Raw genomic sequence first — 20,943 nt, forward strand, 5'->3', positions numbered from 1 at the left:
GACTTACAGGCGCTCCAGCGAGGGCATCCAGACACGGATCAGCGAGAACAGCCGATCCAGGTCGATGGGCTTGGCCAGGTAGTCGCTGGCACCTGCGGCGAGGCAGCGCTCCTGGTCGTCCTTCATCGCCTTGGCGGTGATGGCGATGATCGGCAGCTTCTTCATGTGCGGTCGCTTGCGGATCTCGCGCATGGCTTCGTAGCCGTCCATCATCGGCATCATGATGTCCATCAGCACCAGGTCGATGGTGTCGCTGTTGTCGAGCTTTTCCAGGGCTTCCAGGCCGTTGCGGGCGATCTCCACCTTGGCACCCTTCTGCTCCAGGGCGCTGGTGAGGGCGAAGATGTTACGCACGTCGTCGTCCACCAGCAGCAAGGTGCGGCCGTCGAAGGCCTTCTCGCGGCTGCGGGCACTCTCCAGCATGCGCTGACGATCGAGCGGCATGTCGGCCTCGATCTTGTGCAGGAACAGGGTCACCTCGTCGAGCAGCCGCTCCGGTGAGCGAGCGCCCTTGATGATGATGGAGCGCGAATACTTGAGCAGCGTGGCTTCTTCGTCACGCGACAGGCTGCGACCGGTGTAGACGATGACCGGCGGGAAGGAGCAGATGTCTTCGCTGGCCATGCGTTCGAGCAGCTCGCCGCCTTCCATGTCGGGGAGCTTGAGGTCGATGACCATGCAGTCGTAGACCTCGTCGCGCAGCAGTTCCAGGGCCTGACTGCCCATCTCCACCGCGGTGATCTCCACGTCGACGTCGCCGATCAGCTTGGCGATGCTGTCGCGCTGCAGGGCGTCGTCTTCCACCAGCAGCACGCGCTTGATGCCAGCGGCGAACTTGGACTCCAGGCGGGTGAAGGCTTCGCGGAGTTCGTCACGGGTGGTGGGCTTGATGGCATAGCCGACCGCGCCCATGTGCATGGCGGTCTCGACGCGGTCCGAGGCCGAGACCACGTGCACCGGGATGTGGCGGGTCAGCGGATTTTCCTTGAGCCGCTCCAGCACCGTGAGGCCGGAATGATCCGGCAGCCCCATGTCCAGCAGGATGGCGTCGGGGCGGTATTCCAGGGCGATGGCGAAGCCTTCCTCGGCACGATGGGCGACCAGGCAGCTGTACTTCAGCTCATGGGCGAGATCGAAGAGGATCTGGGCGAAGGGCACTTCGTCCTCGATCACCAGTACCCGGCGATCCGGATAGGGCCAGTTGTCTCGGTCGTCGGCGAAGGCCGCACCCACGGGTGCCGCCGCCTCGGTGACCGGCGCCGGCGCGGGACGCGGTGTAGCGGCCAGGGTCGCCAGGGGCGTGGGCGCGGACACCGGGGCAGCAGCCACGGCAGGCGCGCTCACCGGCGTCACTGGCAGAGTGGGCGCAGCGGCTTCCTGGTATTCCAGCGGCAGACGCAGGGTGAAGGTACTGCCCTCGCCCGGCTGGCTGGTGACGCTCAGCGTACCGCCCAGCAACAGCGCCAGATCGCGGGAGATCGACAATCCGAGCCCGGTACCGCCATAGCGACGGGTGATGGCGCCGTCCGCCTGGCGGAAGGCTTCGAAGATCAGCTCCTGCTGCTCGGCGGCGATGCCGATGCCGGTATCCCTGACGGCAAAGCTGGGCTGGCCATCCTCCAGGGACAGGCGCAGGGTGACCTGGCCGTGTTCGGTGAACTTGAAGGCGTTGGACAGGAGGTTCTTGAGGATCTGCTCGACCCGTTGCCGATCGCTGAAGAAGGACGTTGGCATCTGCGCGTCCAGCTCCACCTCAAAGCCGACGCCCTTGTTCTGGGCCACTGGCTCGAAGGCGGTCTTCAGGGCTTCCACCAGGCGGCGCACGGACATCTGCTCCGGGCGGATCTCCAGCATGCCGGCCTCGACCTTGGAGATGTCGAGAATGTCGTTGATCAGGGTGAGCAGATCGTTGCCCGCCGAATAGATGGACTCGGCGTAGCGCACCTGCTCGCCGCTCAGGTTGCCGGCCGGGTTGTCCGCCAGCAACTTGGACAGGATCAGCGAGCTGTTCAGCGGTGTGCGCAGCTCGTGGGACATGTTCGCCAGGAATTCGGACTTGTACTGACTGGCCCGCTCCAGCTCGCGCGCACGGTCCTCCAGCAATTGCTGGGCCTCGTTCAGGCGATTGTTGCGGTCATCCAGCACATCGCGCTGTTGCAGCAGTTCCTGGGCCTGCTCGGACAGCTGCTCGTTGGTCTGCTCCAGCTCGGCCTGCTGCTGCTCCAGATGAACCTGGGATTCCTTGAGCGCCTGGGACTGCTCCTCCAGCTCTTCGTTGGCCGTGCGCAGTTCTTCCTGCTGCACCTGCAGTTCTTCGTTGAGCTGCTGGGTTTCCGCCAGCACCTGCTGCAGGCGCTGGCGATAACGGGCCGCCTCCACGGAGGAGCCGATGGAGTCGGCGATCAGCGTCAGCAACTCCTTGTCCTGTGGCTGCAGGGCGCGCAGGAAGCCCAGTTCGAGCACGCCATTCACCCGACCGTCGTTCTCGATGGGCACGATGAGCGCGGCGCTGGCCTGGCGCTCCCCCAGGGCCGAATTGACCTTGAGGTAGTCAGCGGGCAGCTGGTCCAGCGCCACCGCGCGCCCTTCCAGTACGGCCTGGCCCGCCAGGCCTTCGCCCGGTGCCAGCCGCTGGCGACGGCGACGCCCCTCGTCATCCAGGGCATAGTCGGCTACCCGCTCCAGGGTGCCGTCATCGAGGCGGACATAGAGAGCGCCAGCGGCGGCGCCCAGGTAGCGCGCCAGGAATTGCAGGATGCTCTGCCCCAAGGGCGCCAGCGCCGCCTGGCCAATGACGGCCTCCGACAGCTGATTCTGGCCCGAGCGGAACCAGCTCTGCCGCTCCAGATTCTCGGTGTGCTCGGCCTGCTGGTCGAGCAGGCCGGTATAGGTGGCGGAGAGCCGCATGAGTTCGCGGCGACCAAAGAAGGCCATGATGCCCGACAGCAGCAGGCTGACGATCAGGAAGGCGGCGACGAACACCACCGTCATGCGGCTGGCCGTCTCGGTGCGCTCGGCGCGCATCTGCTCTTCGTAGGCGATGAAATCGGTGTAGTCGCGGCGGATGCTGTCGATGCGGTTCTTGCCCTGGCCGTCACTCAGCGGTGTCTGGAAGTCGCCACCCAGCCGCCGCGCTTCGATCACCTGGCTCGCATACTGGCGCCACTCACGGTGCACCGCCGCGATCCGCTCCAGCCGGCGAATCTGTACGGCGCTGTCGCTGACCAGATTCTTGAGTTCATCGAGCTGTGGCTCGACGTCGGGCAGGGCCCGCTCATAGGGCTGCAGGAAACTGGTGTTGCCGCTCAGCAGGTAGCCACGCATCCCGGTTTCCAGATCGACCACCAGCCGGAAGTTGGCGTTGGCCTCGCTGATGACGCGGTCGGTGTGCTCGACCCACTGGGTGACCCGCAGCAGGTAATAGATGATGGCGATGAAAAAGATCGCGCTGAAGACGCCGATGCTCAGAGGCAGCGAGAGATTGCGTTTGAGGATCTTGCTGAAGTGCTTCTGATCGAGGGGCGACTCGCGATTCATGGGGTCTGAAAGCCTTGTACGGGACGAAACGATCGGCGACGGCAAAGCCTCTGCCTACGGGGTAGGCCGTCACCAGGAAGTCACGGCCGGGCACCGCTCGGGGACCTGGCGCGCCTTGGCCGGCCCCTCGCGAAACCGCCTGGGGAGTGCACGCTCGCCAGGACAGAGACGCCCGCTCGCTAAGGCTGTCGCCCTGGCTGGCGCCGACTCCCAACCTCGCCGATCGACTCCGGACGCAGCCTGCGTCCGTGTTTCACATCAGCGACGGGCGATTACCCAGACGGCATGGATGATACCCGGAATATAGCCCAGCAGCGTCAGCAGGATGTTCAGCCAGAAGGCGCCGCCAAAGCCGACCTGCAGGAAGACGCCCACGGGAGGCAGGATGATGGCGAAGATCAGACGGATAAGGTCCATTTCAGGCTCCAGTAGTGGGCAGGCAAGAAGATGCCTCTAAGACTGGCAGGCCCCGAATCAGGTTCCGGCAGGCAATAAAAAACCCCGCCGGAGCGGGGTTTCGTAGACTTAACCCAACATCCTTGTCGGGCCGCCAATCCTTGGCCATCTATCCTTGAGAGTCTCTGCCCGACATCCGTGCCGGGGGGCCATCCTGGCCATATTTCCTTGAAATCACCTGGAGCGCTGGGTACATCCTGTACCGCGATCCGATGGGTGTAGATTACGCAGCTCCCCTGGACTAGGCGATGGCTTATCGCGGCGACGTCATGTAAGCCAAAGCTTACACGGCATGGCTTTTTAGCTTGCCAGTCAACAGCTTAGAAAGCCTCCTCAGCCATGGCGTAGAGCGGCTGCGCGCCACTGCGCACGGCTGCCTCCAGGCTCAGGGTACGGGGCAGCAGACGGGTGAAATAAAACCGTGCGGTGGCGAGCTTGGCCTCGGCGAAGGCCGCGTCCTGATCCGCCGCCGCGGCAGCGGCACGCGCCCAGAGATAGCCATAGGCGACATAGCCGAACAGGTGCAGGTAGTCCACCGAGGCCGCGCCGAGCTGGTGGGGATCGCTGGCACCGGCCTGCAGCAGCCATTCGGTCACTCCATCCAACCGCTCCAGCGCCTGGCGCAGGGGCGCGGCGAATTCGTTGTCCGCCGGGAGGCCGGCGAGATAGCCGTGGACCTCTTCGCTGAAGGGTCGATAGAGCGCCCCGCGGCTACCGGCCAGCTTGCGGCCGACCAGGTCGAGCGCCTGGATACCGTTGGTGCCCTCGTAGATCTGGGTGATGCGCACGTCGCGCACCAGTTGCTCCTGCCCCCACTCGCGGATGTAGCCATGGCCACCGAACACCTGCTGGCCGATCACGCAAAGGTCCAGGCCAAGATCCGTGAGGAAGCCCTTGGCCACCGGGGTGAGCAGCGCCACCAGGGCTTCGGCGCGTTCGCGCTCGGCGGGCTCGGGGCTGTACTTGGCGGTGTCGAGTTGCAGGGCGACATAGCTGGAGAACAACCGCCCGCCTTCGTTCAGCGCCTTCATGGTCAGCAGCATGCGACGCACGTCAGGGTGCACGATGATCGGATCGGCGTTCTTGGCGGCCTGTTGAACACCGGCAGGCGAGCGGCTCTGCAGGCGCTCGCGGGCATAGGCCAGGGCATTCTGGTAGGAGCGCTCGCTCGACCCCAGGCCCTGGATGCCAACGCCCAGGCGCTCGTAGTTCATCATGGTGAACATGGCGGCCAGGCCCTTGTTGACCTCGCCCACCAGATAGCCGACCGCGCCGTCGAAGTTCATCACGCAGGTGGCGGCGCCCTTGATGCCCATCTTGTGTTCCAGCGAGCCGCAGGCCACGGCGTTGCGCTCGCTCAGGGCGCCCGCCTCGTCCACCAGGATCTTGGGCACCAGGAACAGCGAGATGCCCCGAGAGCCGGCCGGTGCATCGGGCAGCTTGGCCAGCACCAGGTGGATGATGTTCTCGGTGAGGTCGTGCTCGCCGGCGGTGATGAAGATCTTGGTGCCGGTGACGCGGTAGCTGCCATCGGCCTGGGGTTCGGCGCGGGTGCGGATCAGACCCAGGTCGGTACCGGCGTGGGGCTCGGTCAGGCACATGGAGCCGGCCCACTGGCCGCTGTAGAGATTGGGCAGATAGGCCTGCTTGAGTGCCTCGCTGCCGTGGGCATGCAGGGCCAGGCAGGCACCGGCGCTGAGCATCGGATAGAGACCAAAGGCCAGGCAGCTGGCGTGCATCATTTCCTCGACCTGGGCGGTGAGCACCTTGGGCATGCCCATGCCGCCGTATTCGGGGTCGCCACCGACGCCGACCCAGCCGCCTTCGGCGAAGGCCTGATAGGCCTGGCGGAAGCCCTGCGGCGTGGCGACCTCGCCGTTCTGCCAGTGGCAGCCTTCTTCATCGGAATTGCGATTGAGCGGCGCCAGTTCCTGGGCGCACAGCTTGCCGGCTTCTTCGAGGATGGCATCGGCGGTCTCGCCATCCACCACCTCGGCCAGCGCGGGCCACTGACTCCAGCGATCCTTGACCTTGAGGACGGCATCCAGCACGAAACGGATATCGCGAAGCGGCGGGGTGTAGTCAGCCATGTCGAGTCTCCTCGGAAGGTGGTCTTGTCGGTATAACTCGAGTGTAAGACCGAACCGGAAGGGAGACATAGGTTCATGATCTGACCTGACGGTCAGCCGATCGGAGGTCCGCGCCGCTGGCTTTTTCGCATGCGTGAAAAAGCGAAAACCCCGCCAGGGCGGGGTTTTCAGAGGAGCTTCGTGCGCTTAGTAACCGAGCGCGAAGTCTTCCTCGGCCAGGGCCATCAGGCTGCCGGCACCGGCCAGCAGCGCCTCGGCATGGGCACGGGTACGGGGCAGCAGGCGCTCGTAGTAGAAGCGCGCGGTGGCCAGCTTGGCCTGGTAGAAGGCTGCCTCGTCGGTACCGGCGGCCAGCTTCTCGGCGGCGACCCGGGCCATGTCGGCCCAGAAGAAGGCCAGGCAGACATAGCCGGAGTACATCAGATAGTCGACGGCGGCGGCACCCACCTCCTCGCGATCCTTCATGGCGGCCATGCCGACCTTGAGGGTGATCTCGCCCCACTCCTTGTTCAGCTTGGCCAGCGGCTCGACGAAGGCCTTGAGCTCGGCATTCTCGGCCTGGGCCTGGCAAAACTTGTGCACCACCTTGGTGAAGGCCTTGAGCGACTCACCCTGGGTCATCAGTACCTTGCGACCCAGCAGGTCGATGGCCTGGATGCCGGTGGTGCCCTCGTAGAGCATGGCGATGCGCGCATCGCGCAGGTTCTGCTCCATGCCCCACTCAGCGATATAGCCGTGGCCGCCATAGATCTGCACGCCGTGGCTCGCCGCCTCGAAGCCGACCTCGGTCATGAAGGCCTTGGCAATGGGGGTGAGGAAGGCCATCTGGGTCTCGGCCTGCTGCTTCTGCTCTTCGTCCTGGCTGTACTTGAGAATGTCCACCAGCTTGGCGGTGTAGTAGATCATCGCCCGGCTGCCTTCGGCGAAGGCCTTGATGGTCAGCAGCATGCGGCGAACGTCGGGGTGCACGATGATCGGATCGGCGGGCTTCTCGGGCGCCTTGGGACCGGTCAGGGATCTCATCTGCAGACGCTCGCGGGCGTACTTCAGACCACCCTGGAAGGCTACCTCGGCATGGGCCAGACCCTGCAGGGCAGTGCCGACGCGAGCGAAGTTCATGAAGGTGAACATACAGTTCAGACCGCGATTCGGCGGGCCGATCAGGAAGCCGGTGGCGCCATCGAAGTTCATCACGCAGGTGGCGTTGCCGTGGATGCCCATCTTGTGTTCGAGGGAACCGCAATGCACGGCATTGCGTTCACCAGCCGCGCCGCTGGCGTCGGGCAGGTGCTTGGGCACGATGAACAGCGAGATGCCCTTGGTGCCGGCAGGGGCATCGGGCAGGCGGGCCAGCACGATATGAACGATGTTCTCGGCCATGTCGTGTTCACCGGCGGAGATGAAGATCTTGGTGCCGGTGATGGCGTAGCTGCCGTCCGCACGCGGCTCGGCCTTGGTGCGCAGCATGCCCAGGTCGGAACCGCAGTGCGGCTCGGTCAGGCACATGGTGCCGGTCCACTCGCCGGTCACCAGCTTTTCCAGGTAGGTGTGCTTCTGCTCGTCGGTGCCGTGCTGTTCCAGGGTGTTCATGGCGCCATGGGACAGGCCGGGGTACATGCCCCAGGACCAGTTGGCCTGGCCAACCATTTCCGACAGGGAGATGCCGAGGGATTCGGGCAGGCCCTGGCCACCATGGGCCGGGTTGTGCGCCAGGCTCGGCCAGCCGCCCTCGACGAACTGGGCATAGGCTTCCTTGAAGCCATCGGGGGTCTTCACACCCTCTTCGCTCCAGGTGCAGCCCTGCTGGTCACCGATGCGATTGAGCGGGGCCAGGACCTGCTCGCAGAACTTGGCGCCTTCTTCGAGGATGGCGGAGACCATGTCCGGGGTGGCATCACCGCAGCCGGGCAGGCTCTGGTAGTGCGCGTCATAGCCCAGCAGTTCGTCGCGAACGAAGCGGATGTCCCGCAGGGGAGCCTTGTATTCGGGCATGACTGTTACCTCTTTGCGAATGCTTGTTGTCGAGGGGGCGGCAGCGTCGCTGCGGACCTTCCGCCAGGGCGTTTAAACAGTTGTTTGAAACTTATGTTCTAGCCCTGACCTTGTCAAGCGCGGCGAGGACGAGCGGAACGACCGGTCAGTCCGCCAGGACCAGGGCTTCGCTCAGCTCTGCCGCCCCGGTCGGGCGCACCACCCGCGTCAGTTCCTGGCCATCCTTGAAGACGATCAAGGTCGGCCAGAGCTTGACGCGGAAGGAGCGTCCCAGGCGCCGCCCGGAGCCATCCTCGATCTTGAGATGGCGCACGGTGGGATGCTCTGCCAAGGCCGTCGCAAGCAGCGGCTGGGCGGCGCGACAGTGCCCGCACCAGGGCGCGCCGAATTCCAGCAGGGTCACCCCCGGTAGCGCGTCGACATCGGCCCGGGCGGGCTCCTGGGTTGCATAGGTGGTGGTAAAGGTCATCGCGAGGCTCCTGAAGTCGGTTCCAACGGTGGACAAGTCGCTGGCGGGACTGCTCGGTCACGGAAAAAGGATTAGGGTCGAAGCTGCGGTACGCCCCGATCTCCCGACAATAAAACAAGGCGCTCCATTTCTGCCTCCGTCTCCGCCCTTTCTTGAGGCCCGCCATGAGCCAGACAGCGACTTCCGTTTCACCCGCCACCCTGCGCAAGGTCATCTCCGCCGCGTCCATCGGCAACTTCGTCGAATGGTTCGACTTCGCCCTCTACGGCTTTCTCGCCACCTTGATCGCCGCGCACTTCTTTCCCAGTGGCGACGCCACTGCCGGGCTGCTCAAGACCTTTGCCGTATTCGCCGTGGCCTTCGCCTTCCGGCCGCTGGGCGGCATCGTCTTCGGCTTGCTGGGTGACCGCATCGGCCGTAAACGGGTCCTGGCCCTGACCATCCTGATCATGGCCGGCGCCACCGCCCTGATCGGTATCCTGCCCAGCTACGCCACCATCGGCATCTGGGCCCCGATCCTGCTGACGCTGATCCGCTGCGCCCAGGGCTTTTCCGCCGGCGGTGAGTACGCCGGTGCCTGCGCCTACGTGATGGAGCATTCGCCGCGCGATCGCCGCGGTCGCTACGGCAGCTTCGTGCCGGTCTCGACCTTTCTCGCATTCGCCAGCGCGGCCCTGACCGCCTGGGGCCTGGAACGACTGCTGGGCGCCGCCACCATGGCCGACTGGGGCTGGCGCATTCCCTTCCTGGCCGCCGCCCCCCTGGGTCTGATCGGCCTCTACCTGCGCCTGAAGCTGGATGAGACACCGGCCTTCCAGGCCCTGGAAGCCGACCATGAGGTCAGCCATTCACCGCTGGGCGAGACGCTGCGGCTGCAGGGTCGCTCCATCCTGCGCCTGGGCGCCTTCATCTCGCTGACGGCGCTGTCCTTCTATATGTTCACCACCTACTTCTCCACCTACCTGCAGCTGGCCGGCGGCTTCGACCGGGCCGCGGCGCTGGCCATCAGCCTGATCACCCTGTTCGCCGCCGCGGCCGCCTGCCCGGTGCTGGGGCGCGTCACCGACCGCATCGGTCGACGCATGACCACGGTGCTGGCCAGCCTGGTACTGGCTGCAGGCGTCTATCCGGCGCTGCTGCTGGCCAGCAGCGGCCAGTTCGGCAGCGCCCTGCTGGGTTCCCTGCTGCTGGGCGCCGGGGCAGTCCTGTGCAACGTGGTGACGGCACCGCTGCTCAGTGAGGTCTTCCCGACTCGCACGCGCTACACCGCCGGCGCCATCACCTACAACCTGGCCTATACCATCTTCGGCGGCACTGCCCCGCTGATGGCGACCTGGCTGATCGGCGCCACCGGCAGCAATCTCTCGCCCGCGCTCTACCTGATCCTGGTCGCCCTGCTGGGTCTGGTCGGTGGCCTGAGCCTGCCGGAGACCTCCCGGATCGACCTGGACGACGTCAGCGAAGGCGGCGAGGTCAGCTATCGCACGGTGCGCGGCTAAACCGCTCGTCTCGTGAGCGGCACTTCCTCCGGGCCGGCCTGCCGATAGGCAAAAGGCCCGGAGTTTTCCCATGCCCGTCGATCACGATCTGCAACGCTTCGTCGATGCCCAGGCGACCACCTATGCCACCGCCCTCGCGGAGATCCGCGCCGGGCGCAAGCGCAGCCACTGGATGTGGTTCATCTTTCCGCAGATCCAGGGGCTAGGGCGCAGCGAGACCGCCCAGCACTACGCCATTGCCTCCCGTGACGAGGCTAGCGCCTACCTGGCGCATCCCGTACTGGGACCGCGCCTGCGGGAGATCACCACGGCGGCGCTGGAGCATCCGGGGCTGTCCGCGACCGCGCTGTTCGGACAGCCGGACGATCTCAAGTTCCACTCCAGCCTCACCCTTTTCGCCGCCGTGGCCGAAGACCCCGAGCCCTTTCGCGAGGCGCTCAAGACCTTTTTCGCCGGCCAGCCGGACGAGGCCACCCTGACGCGACTCTGCTAGCGCCAGAGCCCCGGCAGCGCGCCTGCGCGCCCCGTGACCGGATCGGTTGTCGGCACCGGTACCTGGGCGATGAGTTCGAGCGAACGCCCATGGGCCGTTGGATCGGCGCGCTGGGTGATGAAGTCCTGCTGATCGGGTGGGTAGGCACCCACCACCAGGAAGTCCGCACTGGACTCCAGATTGCGGTGCCCGGTGCCCGCCGGCAGTACCACCACATCACCTGCGGTCACCGCCACATCCTGCCCCTGCTCGCCGCCCAAGCGCAGGGTAGCCTGACCACGCGCCACGCCCAGGACTTCATGGGCGTTGGGATGATAGTGATGGTAGCTATAGACGCCGTAGCGCCATTGCGACGGCCAGGCGTTGTCGGCGAACAGTCGCTCCAGCGCCGCCGCGCGGTCGGTCCCTTCCAGCGGCACCTGGCGATAGAGCAGCACGGGCAGGCGGCTATTGGGAATGACTCCGTCGTCGGCGAAATGCAGCTGCTCGGGCTGACCGGCCCCTACTGGCGCGGCCAGAGCCACGGTGGTGGGGGCGAGACCCAGCACCAGGGAGAGGATGGAGAGTGATGGGCGATGCGACATGCGGGACTCCAGGGGGCTTTGCCAATGGAGGCCCACCTGACGCCGGGGTTCAGCGTCCGCGACGAGGGGTCAGGCCAGCCATTCCCGCAACAGCGCCGTGGTCCGTTCCGGCAGCTCCAGTGGCGGCAGGTGGCCGCAGTCGTCCAGCACCACCAGACGCGAGCCCTGGATGCCGGCCTGCATGAGTTCGGCTTCGGCGGGCGGGGTGAGCTGATCCTGGGCGCCGACCACGATGAGGGTGGGCACCTGGATCTGCGCCAGGGTGGGCCGCGAATCGGGACGGTCGATGATCGACTGTTGCTGGCGCAGGAAGGCCTCCTTGCCCACCGCCTTGCCCATGGCCAGCACGGTATCGGCCACCGGCGTGCCCAGGCGCGAGGCATGGATCAGGCGTGGCAGCAGTTGCGGACTGATGCCGAGAAAGCGACCGCGTTCGGCCAGGTCGAGCATGGCGCGACGCTGGGTGGCACGCTCGGGGGTATCCGGGCTGGCCATGGTGTCGAACAGCGCCAGGCGCGCCACTCGCTCCGGCGCCTGGCGCAGGATCTCGAAGGCCACATAGCCGCCCATGGACAGGGCGCCCAGGGCGAAACGCGGCGGCGCCTCGGTCAGGACCCGGTGGGCCAGCGCGGCGATGCCGGCGTCGCGGGTGAGGTCGGGGATGAACACCGGGCAGGTGTCGGCCAGGTCGGCAGCCTGGGTGGCCCAGAGACGCTGGTCACAAAGCAGGCCGGGAAGCAGGATCAGGGGTAGCGCGTCGGTAGCTGTCATCACTAAGAACTTGAGAGACACTGCGGAAAACGCGCAGTGTAGCGCGGATCACCAGCGAACCCGGCGGGCTTCGCGGGTTCCAAGGAACATTGCCAAGGATCTGGAAACATCCATGCGTACTGAAGGCTTCTTCGACTGGCTCGGCGCGGCGCTCGGCCAAGTCATCCGTTTCATCATCGACCTGTTCGGCTCGGTCCTGGGCGGCATCGCCGATGCCGTGCACGACTTCCTCCATGGCATGGCGCGCTCCATCGGCATGGACGACTCCTATATCAGCTTCGTGGTCCTGGCCGTCGGCCTGTTGCTGCTCTACGCCGCGGTACGAGCCTTCATGGCCCGCTCGATAGTGGGCGGCGTCATCTGGCTGATCCTGGGCCTGATGGTGATGGGCTGGCTGATTCGCGGCTGACTGGTCGCCAGGCCCGCTGCCTGGCACAGTAGGGCTCTCTATCGGCACGGATGCCGCCATGACCCTTCCTTTCTCCCACACCCTGAAGCGCCAGTGGCAACGCCTGCAGCCTGGCACCAGTTGCGCCCTCTGCGCCCGCTGGCTACCTGCCGGACTGCCGCTGTGCGAAGGCTGCGACAGCGAATTGCCCTGGCTCGGCCCTCATTGCCGGTGCTGCGCCCTGCCACTGCCGGTGGACGGCCTGCTGTGCGGCGGCTGCCTGGCCAGGCCACCGGCCTTCGACCAGGTGCTGACCCCCTGGCGCTATGCCTTTCCGGTCGACACCCTGATCAACAGATTCAAGCATCGTGACCAGGGCAGCCTCGGTCGCCTGGCCGGGGCGCTGCTGGCGCGGCATCTGCTGCACCTGTTCGACGAAGGCCAGCCACGCCCGGAGCTGCTGCTGCCAGTACCTCTTTCTCCCCTGCGCCTGCGCCAGCGCGGCTTCAACCAGGCTGCCCTGCTGGCCGGCTGGCTCGGCAAAACCCTGCACCTGCCGGTCGAGGTCGAGCTGCTGCAGCGGGTTCAGGAACACCACAGCCAGCAAGGGCTGAGCGCCAGCGAGCGACGGCGCAATCTCAAGCAGGCCTTCGCCCTGGTGAAAGACGCTGCACTGGAGGGTCGCCATGTGGCACTGGTAGACGACGTCCTGACCACCGGCGCCACTGCCGATAGCCTGGCACGCCTGCTCAAGCGCGCTGGCGCCAGGCGGGTCGACGTCTATTGCCTGGCGCGGACACCACCACCCGGCGACTAGCGGCTGTCACCAAAACGTCATTTAGCCTGACTAGCCTCGCCTGCACACCGTGAGGGAGCCATCAACATGCACAACGAACAGACCGATCTCGAACGCCTTGTCCATCTCAGCCGTCGACGCTTCATTGGCGCTGGCGCCCTGGCGGGAGCCGCCATGTTCCTCGGTGGTGGCCTGCTCGGGCGGAGCGCCCTGGCCGACGCCGTCAGCGAGGCCACGGGCAATCTCCTGATCGGCTTCGCCAACATCCCGGCTTCCACCGCCGACACCCTGGTGGTGCCGCCCGGCTATCGCGCCAGCGTGCTCATCAGCTGGGGCCAGCCGCTGCACACCGATGGCCCGGCCTTCCGCCCCGATGGCAGCCCCAGCGCCGCCGACCAGGCCGTGCAATTCGGCGACAACAACGATGGTATGGCCTTCTTTCCCTTCCCGGACGATCCGGACCGGGCGCTGATGGCGATCAACAACGAATACACCAACTACCGCTACCTGCTCAGCCACAACACCCCGCCCAAGTCCCTGGAAGACACCCGCAAGGCCCAGGCCGCCGAGGGCGTCTCGGTGATCGAGGTGAAGCGCGTGGATGGCCAATGGCACTTCGTCCAGGGCTCGCCCTACAACCGCCGGGTGCATGGCAATACGCCCATCGCCGTCAGCGGTCCGGCTGTTGGCCACGACCTGCTCAAGACCGCCGCCGACCCGGCCGGACGCGAAGTACTGGGTACCTTCCAGAACTGCTCCAGCGGCGCCACCCCCTGGCACACCTACCTGACCTGCGAAGAGAACTTCACCGACGTCTTTGGCAGCCGCGACGCCAACCTGAAATTCGATGCGGCCCAGAAGCGCTACAGCGTCAAGCACGCCAGCGTGGAGAACGACTGGCACCTGCACGACGATCGCTTCGACCTGGCGCAGAATCCCAACGAACTCAACCGCCACGGCTGGATCACCGAGATCGATCCCTTCGATCCCCAGCGCAAGCCGGTCAAGCGCACCGCCCTGGGTCGCTTCAAGCACGAGAACGCCGCCCTCACCCGCACCCGCGACGGCCGTGTGGTGGTCTACATGGGCGACGACGAACGCGGCGAGTTCATCTACAAGTTCGTCAGCCGCGACCGCCTGCAGGACGATCCCAAGGCCAATCGCGACCTGCTCGATCACGGCACTCTTTACGTCGCCCGCTTCGACGAAGGCGACCGCGACCCCAACCGGCCCAAGGGTCGCGGCCAGTGGCTGCCGCTGGTGCACGGCGAGCACGGCCTGACCGCCGCCAATGGCTTCGCCAGCCAGGCCGAGGTGCTCATCCATGCCCGCCAGGCCGGCAGCCAGGTCGGCGCTACGCGCATGGACCGCCCCGAATGGATCGCCGTCAGCCCCAAGGACGGCCAGGTCTATTGCACCCTGACCAACAACACCAAGCGCGCCGAGGACGGCATGCCGGTAGGCGGCCCCAATCCCCGCGCCAACAACCGCTATGGGCAGATCGTGCGCTGGCGCGAGAGCGGTGACGATGCCGCCGCCCTGGCCTTCGACTGGGACCTGTTCGTCATCGCCGGCAACCCCAAGGTGCATCCGGGCACGCCCGAAGCCGGCTCCCCGCAGATCAACGCCGAGAACATGTTCAACAGTCCTGACGGCCTGGGCTTCGACGCCGCCGGCCGGCTTTGGGTACTCACCGACGGCAAGTACAGCAACAAGGGCGACTACGAGGGCATGGGCAACAACCAGATGCTCTGCGCCGATCCGCGCAGTGGCGAGATGCGCCGCTTCCTGGTCGGCCCAGTCGGGTGCGAGGTTACGGGTCTGGCTTTCTCGCCGGACTACAAGACCATGTTCGTCGGCATCCAGCACCCCGGCGAGGAAGGCGGCTCCCAGTTCCCGGAGCAACGACCGGATGGTCAGCCCCGCTCCTCGGTGATGGTCATCACCCGGGAAGACGGCGGAGTGATAGGCGCCTGACCGGCGAGCGGATAGCGCTCGAGCCTTCGCCAAGGGGCTCGGGCATGCGCTAGCATCTCTCGGATGCAGGGTGGCAATCGCCATCGTCCCCCGTGACCGAGGAGCGCGCCATGTCTCATCCGTTCGAAAATCTGAGTCCCGACCTCGTCATCGACGCCATCGAAAGCCTGGGCTATCTCAGCGATGCCCGGGTGCTGGCCCTCAACAGCTACGAGAATCGCGTCTATCAGATCGGCATCGAAGCCGAGACCCCGCTGATTGCCAAGTTCTACCGTCCGGATCGTTGGACGGATGCCGCCATTCTCGAAGAGCACGCCTTTTCCGCCGAACTGGAAGAGCGCGAGGTGCCCGTGGTCGCACCCTTGCAGCGCGACGGCCAGACGCTGTTCACCCATGCCGGCTTTCGCTTCGCACTCTTTCCCCGCCGTGGCGGTCGCGCGCCGGAGCCGGGCGATCTCAACCAGTTGCATCGTCTGGGCCAGCTGCTCGGCCGCCTGCATGCGGTGGGTGCAAGCCGGCCCTTCCAGCACCGCGAGACGCTGGACGTCCAGGGCTACGGCCATGCCTCCCTGGACACCCTGCTCACCGGCGACTTCATTCCCAAGAGCCTGCTGCCCGCCTATGAATCCGTGGCGCGCGACCTGCTCCTGCGCCTCGACGAACTCTTCGAGAGCGTCAGCTACGACGTCATCCGCCTGCACGGCGACTGCCACCCGGGCAACCTGCTCTGTCGCGATGAGGCCTACCATATCGTCGACCTCGACGACTGCCGCCATGGCCCGGCCATGCAGGATCTCTGGATGCTCCTGGCCGGCGATCGCCAGGAGCGGCTGACACAGCTGTCCGAACTCATGGACGGCTATGAGGAATTCCATGACTTCCAGCCGCGCGAACTAGCCCTGATCGAGGGGCTGCGCACCCTGCGCCTGATGCACTACAGCGCCTGGCTGGCGCGCCGCTGGGACGATCCGGCCTTTCCCAAGAGCTTTCCTTGGTTCGGCAGCGAACGCTACTGGGGTGACCAGATCCTCACCCTGCGCGAGCAACGCGCCGCCCTGGACGAGGCGCCGCTGCGACTGTTCTAGCCTTTGTGCGACTCAGTGGAAAAGGCTGCGCCGTTTTCCACGCTACAGGCGCCAATGCTCCCTCTCCCCTTGGGAGAGGGCCGGGGTGAGGGTAGGCCCCGCGATGAACTCTTTAGTGGAAAAGGCTGCGCCGTTTTCCACGCTACGACACTGATCGCGGCCATGGGCCGCTCCTACAGCAACCTGATCCGTAGGAGCGGCCCATGGCCGCGATCAAACAATGCCTGTGGCCTGCGAAGCGGTCGCATCGGCGCACTGCCACGACCGCGGTTACGGGATGCCAGCCTGCTCAGGAATAACGACAGGGAGCGCCACTCACGCCCACATCCCGCCGCCCCTTGAGCTATCCTGCCCGGACAAGAAAGTTGCCTGCCTAAGGATTTCTCATGTCTGCCTTGCGCCAGGGTTATGCCCTGGGCCTCACCGCCTATGTGCTGTGGGGCTTGTTTCCGTTGTTCTTCAAACTGCTGGCGGCCCTCCCGGCGACCGAGATCCTGTTCCAGCGCATCCTCTGGTCCGCCCTGTTCAGCGCGCTGCTACTGGTGGTCTGGCGCCATCGCGGCTGGTGGGCGGAGTTGCGCGCCCATCCCCGGCGGCTGTTCTGGCTGGCCGTGTCCGGCGCGCTGGTGGCCTGCAACTGGCTGGTCTACATCTGGGCGGTCAATAACGCCCATGTGGTCGAGGCCAGCCTGGGTTACTACATCAACCCGCTGGTCAACATCCTGCTCGCCCTGGTGATCCTTGGCGAGCGGCTGCGCCCGCTGCAGTGGATCGCCGTGGGCCTGGCAGTGCTGGGTGTGGCCCAGCAGCTATGGACCCTTGGGCAACTGCCCTGGGTGTCGCTGGCCTTGGCCCTGAGCTTCGCCTTCTATGGCCTGGTGCGGCGACAGACGCCCGTGGCTGCGCTGCCGGGCATGGTGGTGGAAAGCTGGATGCTGGTGCCGATCGCCCTGATCGCGCTGCCGCTGCTGACCCCGGGCGTAAGCCTGCAGGCGGAGGTCTGGCAGTCCTCCCTGGGCCTGCTGATCGTGCTGGCCGGTCCCGTCACCCTGATACCGCTGCTGTGCTTCAACGCCGCGGCGCGCAAGCTGCCCTATTCGACCCTGGGCTTTCTGCAGTACCTCGCCCCGACCCTGGTGTTGATCCAGGCGGTCTGGCTCTTTGGCGAGCCTTTTCCCCGCGAGCGACTGTTCGCCTTTATCTGCATCTGGGCTGGCCTTGCGGTGTTCAGCTTCGATCTCTGGCGTGCCAGCCGCAAGCTCAGAGCCAGTGCAAAGGCGCGTGAGCGGGAGACCGGCAAGGCCTAGCCCCTCGAAAAGACCTGGGGCCAGACAGCAGAACGCCCCTCGCAAGGGGCGTCCGGTACCGCAGCGAGCCGATCAGGCTTCGCCAGCGGTCTGCATGCGCGCCAGTTCCTGGGCGTAGAGGGCGTCGAAGTTCACCGGCTGCAGCATCAGCGCGGGGAAGGAGCCACGTACCACCATGTTGTCCAGCGCCTCACGGGCGTAGGGGAACAGGATGTTGGGGCAGAAGGCGCCCAGGGCATGGGCCATGGACGCGGCGTCCAGGCCCTTGATCAGGAAGATGCCACCCTGCTGCACTTCTGCGATGAAGGCGGTCTCTTCGTTGTTCTTGACGGTGACGGTCAGGGTCAGCACCACTTCGTGGAAGTCGTCGCCCAGGGTCTTCTGGCGGGTGGCCAGGTCCAGGTTGACGTTGGGCTGCCACTCCTGGCGGAAGATCTCGGGGCTCTTGGGCGCCTCGAACGACAGGTCGCGGATGTAGATGCGCTGAAGGGAGAACTGAGCGCCGTCTTCCTGGGCGCCGTTGGCTTGATCGGTCATGGTAGGGCCTTGAGTTATGAGTGTTGGTCAGGCGGACAGCAGCGGATCGAGACGCCCGCTTCGGTCTAGGGCATAGAGCTCATCGCAACCACCGACGTGAGTGCTGCCGACCCAGATCTGCGGCACGCTGGTGCGGCCGGCCTTGCGGGCCATCTCGGTGCGCAGCGCCGGCTGGCCGTCGACGGAGATCTCCCGGTAGGCCACGTTCTTGCGATCGAGCAGGTGCTTGGCACGATGGCAGTAGGGGCACCAGGCACTGGTATAGATGACGACGTCGGTCATGCGCAGTCTCCAGTGGCCGATGGGGCGGCCACGCTAGGGGTCACTTCACCAGCGGCAGATTCTCTGCACGCCAGGTGGCGATGCCGCCGTTCAGGCGAGCGGCGGTGAAGCCGGCCTTCTGCAGATCGCCGCACACGGCACCGGCTTGCTGGCCGGCGCTGTCCACCACGATCAAGGTCTTGGCCTTGTGCTTCTCCAGTAGAGACAGGCTGCTGGCGACTTTCTCCTGAGCGATGTTCAACGCGCCGACGATATGCCCGGCGGCGAAGTCCTTGCTCGGACGGATATCGAGGACTACACCCTGCTCGCGGTTGAGCAGGTTGGTGAGCTCGCCGGTGGACAGGCTGCGACCGCCCCGACGGGTTTCGTTGAACAGCATCAGGGCGACGATGGCCAGGAAGGCGGCGACGAGCAGCGGATGATGGGTGGCGAATTCGACCAACCGACCGATAAATTCCATAATGAAAGAGCTATCCAAGAAGGGCTAAAAATGCCGGCCAGTATACACAGCCCCCCGGTAGCGCCATACCCTCGACGACCGTGGGTTATCGGCAGGTAACCAGCACACCTCAAGCTGCCTTCTTGGCGGTTTTCGCGACTCTGCCTAGGCTTGGCTTCCCGTCATTTTCAAGGAACCTCGCCATGACCTCCATCGCCCTGCTCGGCGCTACCGGCAATGTGGGCAGCCGCCTGCTCGACGAAGCCCTTTCCCGTGGCCATCAGGTCACCGCGCTGGTGCGCGATCCCGCTCGACTCGCTCCGCGGACCGGCCTCACCGTGGTTGCCGGCGATGTCGCCAGACCGGAAACCGCCCAGGCCCTGGCCGGTTGCGAAGTATTGCTCAGCAGTCTGAGATTCGCCGACATGGCACCGACCGCCCTCCTCGACTTCGCCCGAGCCGCGGGCATCCCGCGCCTGCTGATCGTCGGTGGCGCCGCCAGCCTCAGCCTGCCGGATGGCTCGCGCCTTTTCGATGCGCCGGCCTTTCCGGCGGAGTATCGCCACGAAGCCGGTGCCGGCATCGCCACTCTGGAAGCGCTTCGCGAGGTCAGCGACCTCGACTGGGTCTTCGTCAGCCCGCAGATGATCTTCGCTCCTGGCGAGCGCACCGGTCATTTCCGTCTGGGCCGCGATGCCCTGCTGTTCGACGCCGCCGGGGACAGCCGGATCTCCTACGAGGACTTCGCCGTGGCCCTGCTGGACGAGGTCGAACGGCCCGCTCACCATCGCACCCGTTTCACAATTGGCTATTGAGGCAGAAGTGCCCCTTCGTTCGCAGCCTGGCCGCCTGGTCGGGCTGTGAACGCTGAACGGCGTGCCTTGCCGTTTTTTTTGCCGGATGTGACGGGCATACTAGGCGCTTCGCCCTCGAAACGTACGACTTCGCATGCGCCGTGTTCTCGCCCTTCTCCTCTTCGCCAGCGTTCTCGCTCCTGCCTTGGCCGACGACCGCGCCGATACCCAGCGGCAGATCGAGCAAGCCCGTCGGGACATCCAGGAAATGCAGAAGGTGCTCAAGCAGGTGCAGGCCGAGAAGTCTGGCGTGCAAAAGCAGCTGCAGAGTACCGAGACCCAAATGGGCGAGCTGGAAAAGCAGGTGGATTCGCTGCAGAAGCAGCTGGAGAGTGGCGAAAAAAAGCTGCAAGAGCTGGACGGGCGCAAGCAGAAGCTCGACCAGTCTCGCGCTGAACAACAGAAGCTGATCGCCGTGCAGGTCCGCGCCGCCTACCAGAGTGGCCGCCAGGAATACCTCAAGCTGTTGCTCAATCAGGAGCATCCGGAAAAGGTCAGCCGCACCCTCACCTACTACAACTACCTCAATCGCACCCGCCTGGATCAGCTGGCCGCCTTCAACGACACCCTGCGCGAATTGCGCGACGTGGAACAGGGCATCCAGCAGGAGCAGAGCGAACTGGTCGCCCGTCGCGAAGACCTGGAGAAGCGTCAGGCGGACCTGGCCGAGGTGCGCAAGGAGCGTCAGGCGGCGCTGGCCAAGATCAACTCGGACTACCGCGACAAGAGTCGCGAGATCGAGAGCCGCGAGCAGGATCAGGCAGCCCTCAACAAGGTGCTCAAGACCATCGAGGAAACCCTCGCCCGCCAGGCCCGCGAAGCCGAGGAAGCCCGCCAGCGGCAGCTCGCCGAGGCCCGTGCCGCCCAGGCGCGGGAAGCGGCGCGACGCCAGGCGCAAAGCGATACGAAAGCCCCCCGCCCCTCGAACGCCCCGGAGCTTGCGGTGTCTAGTGCAGCACCTGCGTATGGCGGCGCCTTCGCCAGTGCCCGTGGCAAGCTGCCCTGGCCAGTCGACGGTCGCCTGGTGGCGCGCTTCGGCAGTGCCCGTGGCGACGACCCTCGGGCGAAATGGGATGGCGTCCTGATCGCCGCCGGTGCCGGCACCAGAGTCAAGGCGGTCCACGGCGGTCGGGTAGTCTTCGCCGACTGGCTAAGAGGCGCCGGGCAGCTGGTTATCATCGATCATGGGAATGGCTATCTCAGCCTGTACGGACATAATCAGAGCCTGCTGAAGGCTGCAGGTGACGTGGTCAAGGCCGGGGATGCCATCGCGACCGTCGGCGCCAGCGGCGGTCAGGAAGCATCCGCCTTGTACTTCGCCATCCGCCAACAGGGCCGCCCGACGGACCCCGTCATCTGGTGCCGTGCTCAGGGATAGTGCGACACA

The 20,943-nt window shown here is 65.8% G+C and carries 19 protein-coding genes; 9 read left to right on the forward strand and 10 right to left on the reverse strand.

Going from position 1 to position 20,943, the window contains the following annotated elements:
• Nucleotides 1-3 precede the first annotated feature (3 nt).
• The 5 genes from ACUCV0_RS10415 to ACUCV0_RS10435 form a co-directional block, all read right to left on the reverse strand.
• Nucleotides 4-3,537 (reverse strand): response regulator, encoded by a 3,534-nt coding sequence (locus ACUCV0_RS10415; RefSeq protein WP_482212626.1) that lies wholly within the window; start codon nucleotides 3,535-3,537, stop codon nucleotides 4-6.
• A 258-nt stretch (nucleotides 3,538-3,795) separates the two neighbouring features.
• Nucleotides 3,796-3,954 (reverse strand): YqaE/Pmp3 family membrane protein, encoded by a 159-nt coding sequence (locus tag ACUCV0_RS10420; RefSeq protein ID WP_007159763.1) that lies wholly within the window; start codon nucleotides 3,952-3,954, stop codon nucleotides 3,796-3,798.
• 359 nt (nucleotides 3,955-4,313) lie between these two features.
• Nucleotides 4,314-6,083, reverse strand: coding sequence for an acyl-CoA dehydrogenase C-terminal domain-containing protein (locus ACUCV0_RS10425; RefSeq protein WP_482212627.1), 1,770 nt, complete (start codon nucleotides 6,081-6,083; stop codon nucleotides 4,314-4,316).
• Nucleotides 6,084-6,269: 186 nt separating this feature from the next.
• A complete protein-coding gene (locus ACUCV0_RS10430; protein WP_482212628.1) occupies nucleotides 6,270-8,075 on the reverse strand; it encodes a phenylacyl-CoA dehydrogenase in 1,806 nt (601 codons plus the stop codon).
• Nucleotides 8,076-8,220: 145 nt separating this feature from the next.
• Nucleotides 8,221-8,544 carry a thioredoxin family protein gene (locus ACUCV0_RS10435; protein WP_482212629.1) on the reverse strand — a complete coding sequence of 108 codons (324 nt, stop codon included), beginning with the start codon at nucleotides 8,542-8,544 and terminating at the stop codon, nucleotides 8,221-8,223.
• Nucleotides 8,545-8,708: 164 nt separating this feature from the next.
• Here ACUCV0_RS10435 and ACUCV0_RS10440 point away from each other — a divergent pair, with 164 nt between their 5' ends.
• Together ACUCV0_RS10440 and ACUCV0_RS10445 are read left to right on the forward strand one after the other, a co-directional pair.
• On the forward strand, nucleotides 8,709-10,043 hold the full coding sequence (locus ACUCV0_RS10440; RefSeq protein WP_323148383.1) for an MFS transporter: 1,335 nt from the start codon (nucleotides 8,709-8,711) through the stop codon (nucleotides 10,041-10,043).
• Between the two features lie 70 nt (nucleotides 10,044-10,113).
• Nucleotides 10,114-10,536, forward strand: coding sequence for a DUF1810 domain-containing protein (locus tag ACUCV0_RS10445; RefSeq protein ID WP_434775613.1), 423 nt, complete (start codon nucleotides 10,114-10,116; stop codon nucleotides 10,534-10,536).
• Here the strand turns inward: ACUCV0_RS10445 and ACUCV0_RS10450 are convergent.
• Together ACUCV0_RS10450 and ACUCV0_RS10455 are read right to left on the reverse strand one after the other, a co-directional pair.
• On the reverse strand, nucleotides 10,533-11,120 hold the full coding sequence (locus ACUCV0_RS10450) for a cupin domain-containing protein (RefSeq protein WP_482212630.1): 588 nt from the start codon (nucleotides 11,118-11,120) through the stop codon (nucleotides 10,533-10,535). The genes ACUCV0_RS10445 and ACUCV0_RS10450 overlap by 4 nt on opposite strands.
• Before the next feature lie 69 nt (nucleotides 11,121-11,189).
• Nucleotides 11,190-11,891 carry an alpha/beta fold hydrolase gene (locus ACUCV0_RS10455; protein WP_482212631.1) on the reverse strand — a complete coding sequence of 234 codons (702 nt, stop codon included), beginning with the start codon at nucleotides 11,889-11,891 and terminating at the stop codon, nucleotides 11,190-11,192.
• Nucleotides 11,892-12,003: 112 nt separating this feature from the next.
• Here ACUCV0_RS10455 and ACUCV0_RS10460 point away from each other — a divergent pair, with 112 nt between their 5' ends.
• The 5 genes from ACUCV0_RS10460 to rarD all read left to right on the forward strand — a co-directional run bounded on the left by ACUCV0_RS10460 (nucleotide 12,004) and on the right by rarD (nucleotide 17,444).
• On the forward strand, nucleotides 12,004-12,300 hold the full coding sequence (locus ACUCV0_RS10460) for a hypothetical protein (RefSeq protein WP_059313282.1): 297 nt from the start codon (nucleotides 12,004-12,006) through the stop codon (nucleotides 12,298-12,300).
• 58 nt (nucleotides 12,301-12,358) lie between these two features.
• Entirely contained in the window at nucleotides 12,359-13,096 is a 738-nt protein-coding gene (locus ACUCV0_RS10465; protein WP_482212632.1) for a phosphoribosyltransferase family protein, read from the forward strand.
• 66 nt (nucleotides 13,097-13,162) lie between these two features.
• Nucleotides 13,163-15,052: a PhoX family protein gene (locus ACUCV0_RS10470; protein ID WP_482212633.1), complete on the forward strand. Its 1,890-nt coding sequence runs from the start codon at nucleotides 13,163-13,165 to the stop codon at nucleotides 15,050-15,052.
• Nucleotides 15,053-15,162: 110 nt separating this feature from the next.
• Nucleotides 15,163-16,137, forward strand: coding sequence for a serine/threonine protein kinase (locus ACUCV0_RS10475; RefSeq protein ID WP_059313280.1), 975 nt, complete (start codon nucleotides 15,163-15,165; stop codon nucleotides 16,135-16,137).
• Nucleotides 16,138-16,523: 386 nt separating this feature from the next.
• On the forward strand, nucleotides 16,524-17,444 hold the full coding sequence (gene rarD, locus ACUCV0_RS10480; protein ID WP_059313279.1) for an EamA family transporter RarD: 921 nt from the start codon (nucleotides 16,524-16,526) through the stop codon (nucleotides 17,442-17,444).
• 72 nt (nucleotides 17,445-17,516) lie between these two features.
• Here rarD and secB read toward each other — a convergent pair whose 3' ends face one another.
• From secB to ACUCV0_RS10495, 3 genes are read right to left on the reverse strand one after another with little or no spacing between them, the layout of a single operon-like run.
• Nucleotides 17,517-17,981 (reverse strand): protein-export chaperone SecB, encoded by a 465-nt coding sequence (gene secB / locus ACUCV0_RS10485; protein WP_059313278.1) that lies wholly within the window; start codon nucleotides 17,979-17,981, stop codon nucleotides 17,517-17,519.
• Nucleotides 17,982-18,008: 27 nt separating this feature from the next.
• Nucleotides 18,009-18,263, reverse strand: coding sequence for a glutaredoxin 3 (gene grxC / locus ACUCV0_RS10490; RefSeq protein WP_059313277.1), 255 nt, complete (start codon nucleotides 18,261-18,263; stop codon nucleotides 18,009-18,011).
• A gap of 40 nt (nucleotides 18,264-18,303) precedes the next feature.
• Nucleotides 18,304-18,723, reverse strand: coding sequence for a rhodanese-like domain-containing protein (locus tag ACUCV0_RS10495; protein WP_059313276.1), 420 nt, complete (start codon nucleotides 18,721-18,723; stop codon nucleotides 18,304-18,306).
• 182 nt (nucleotides 18,724-18,905) lie between these two features.
• Between ACUCV0_RS10495 and ACUCV0_RS10500 the strand changes: the two genes are divergently transcribed.
• Nucleotides 18,906-19,517, forward strand: coding sequence for an NAD(P)-dependent oxidoreductase (locus ACUCV0_RS10500; RefSeq protein ID WP_482212634.1), 612 nt, complete (start codon nucleotides 18,906-18,908; stop codon nucleotides 19,515-19,517).
• A gap of 133 nt (nucleotides 19,518-19,650) precedes the next feature.
• Nucleotides 19,651-20,934, forward strand: coding sequence for a murein hydrolase activator EnvC family protein (locus ACUCV0_RS10505; RefSeq protein ID WP_271653685.1), 1,284 nt, complete (start codon nucleotides 19,651-19,653; stop codon nucleotides 20,932-20,934).
• Nucleotides 20,935-20,943 lie beyond the last annotated feature (9 nt).

The sequence above is a fragment of the Pseudomonas sp. VMV1 genome (assembly GCF_056790235.1).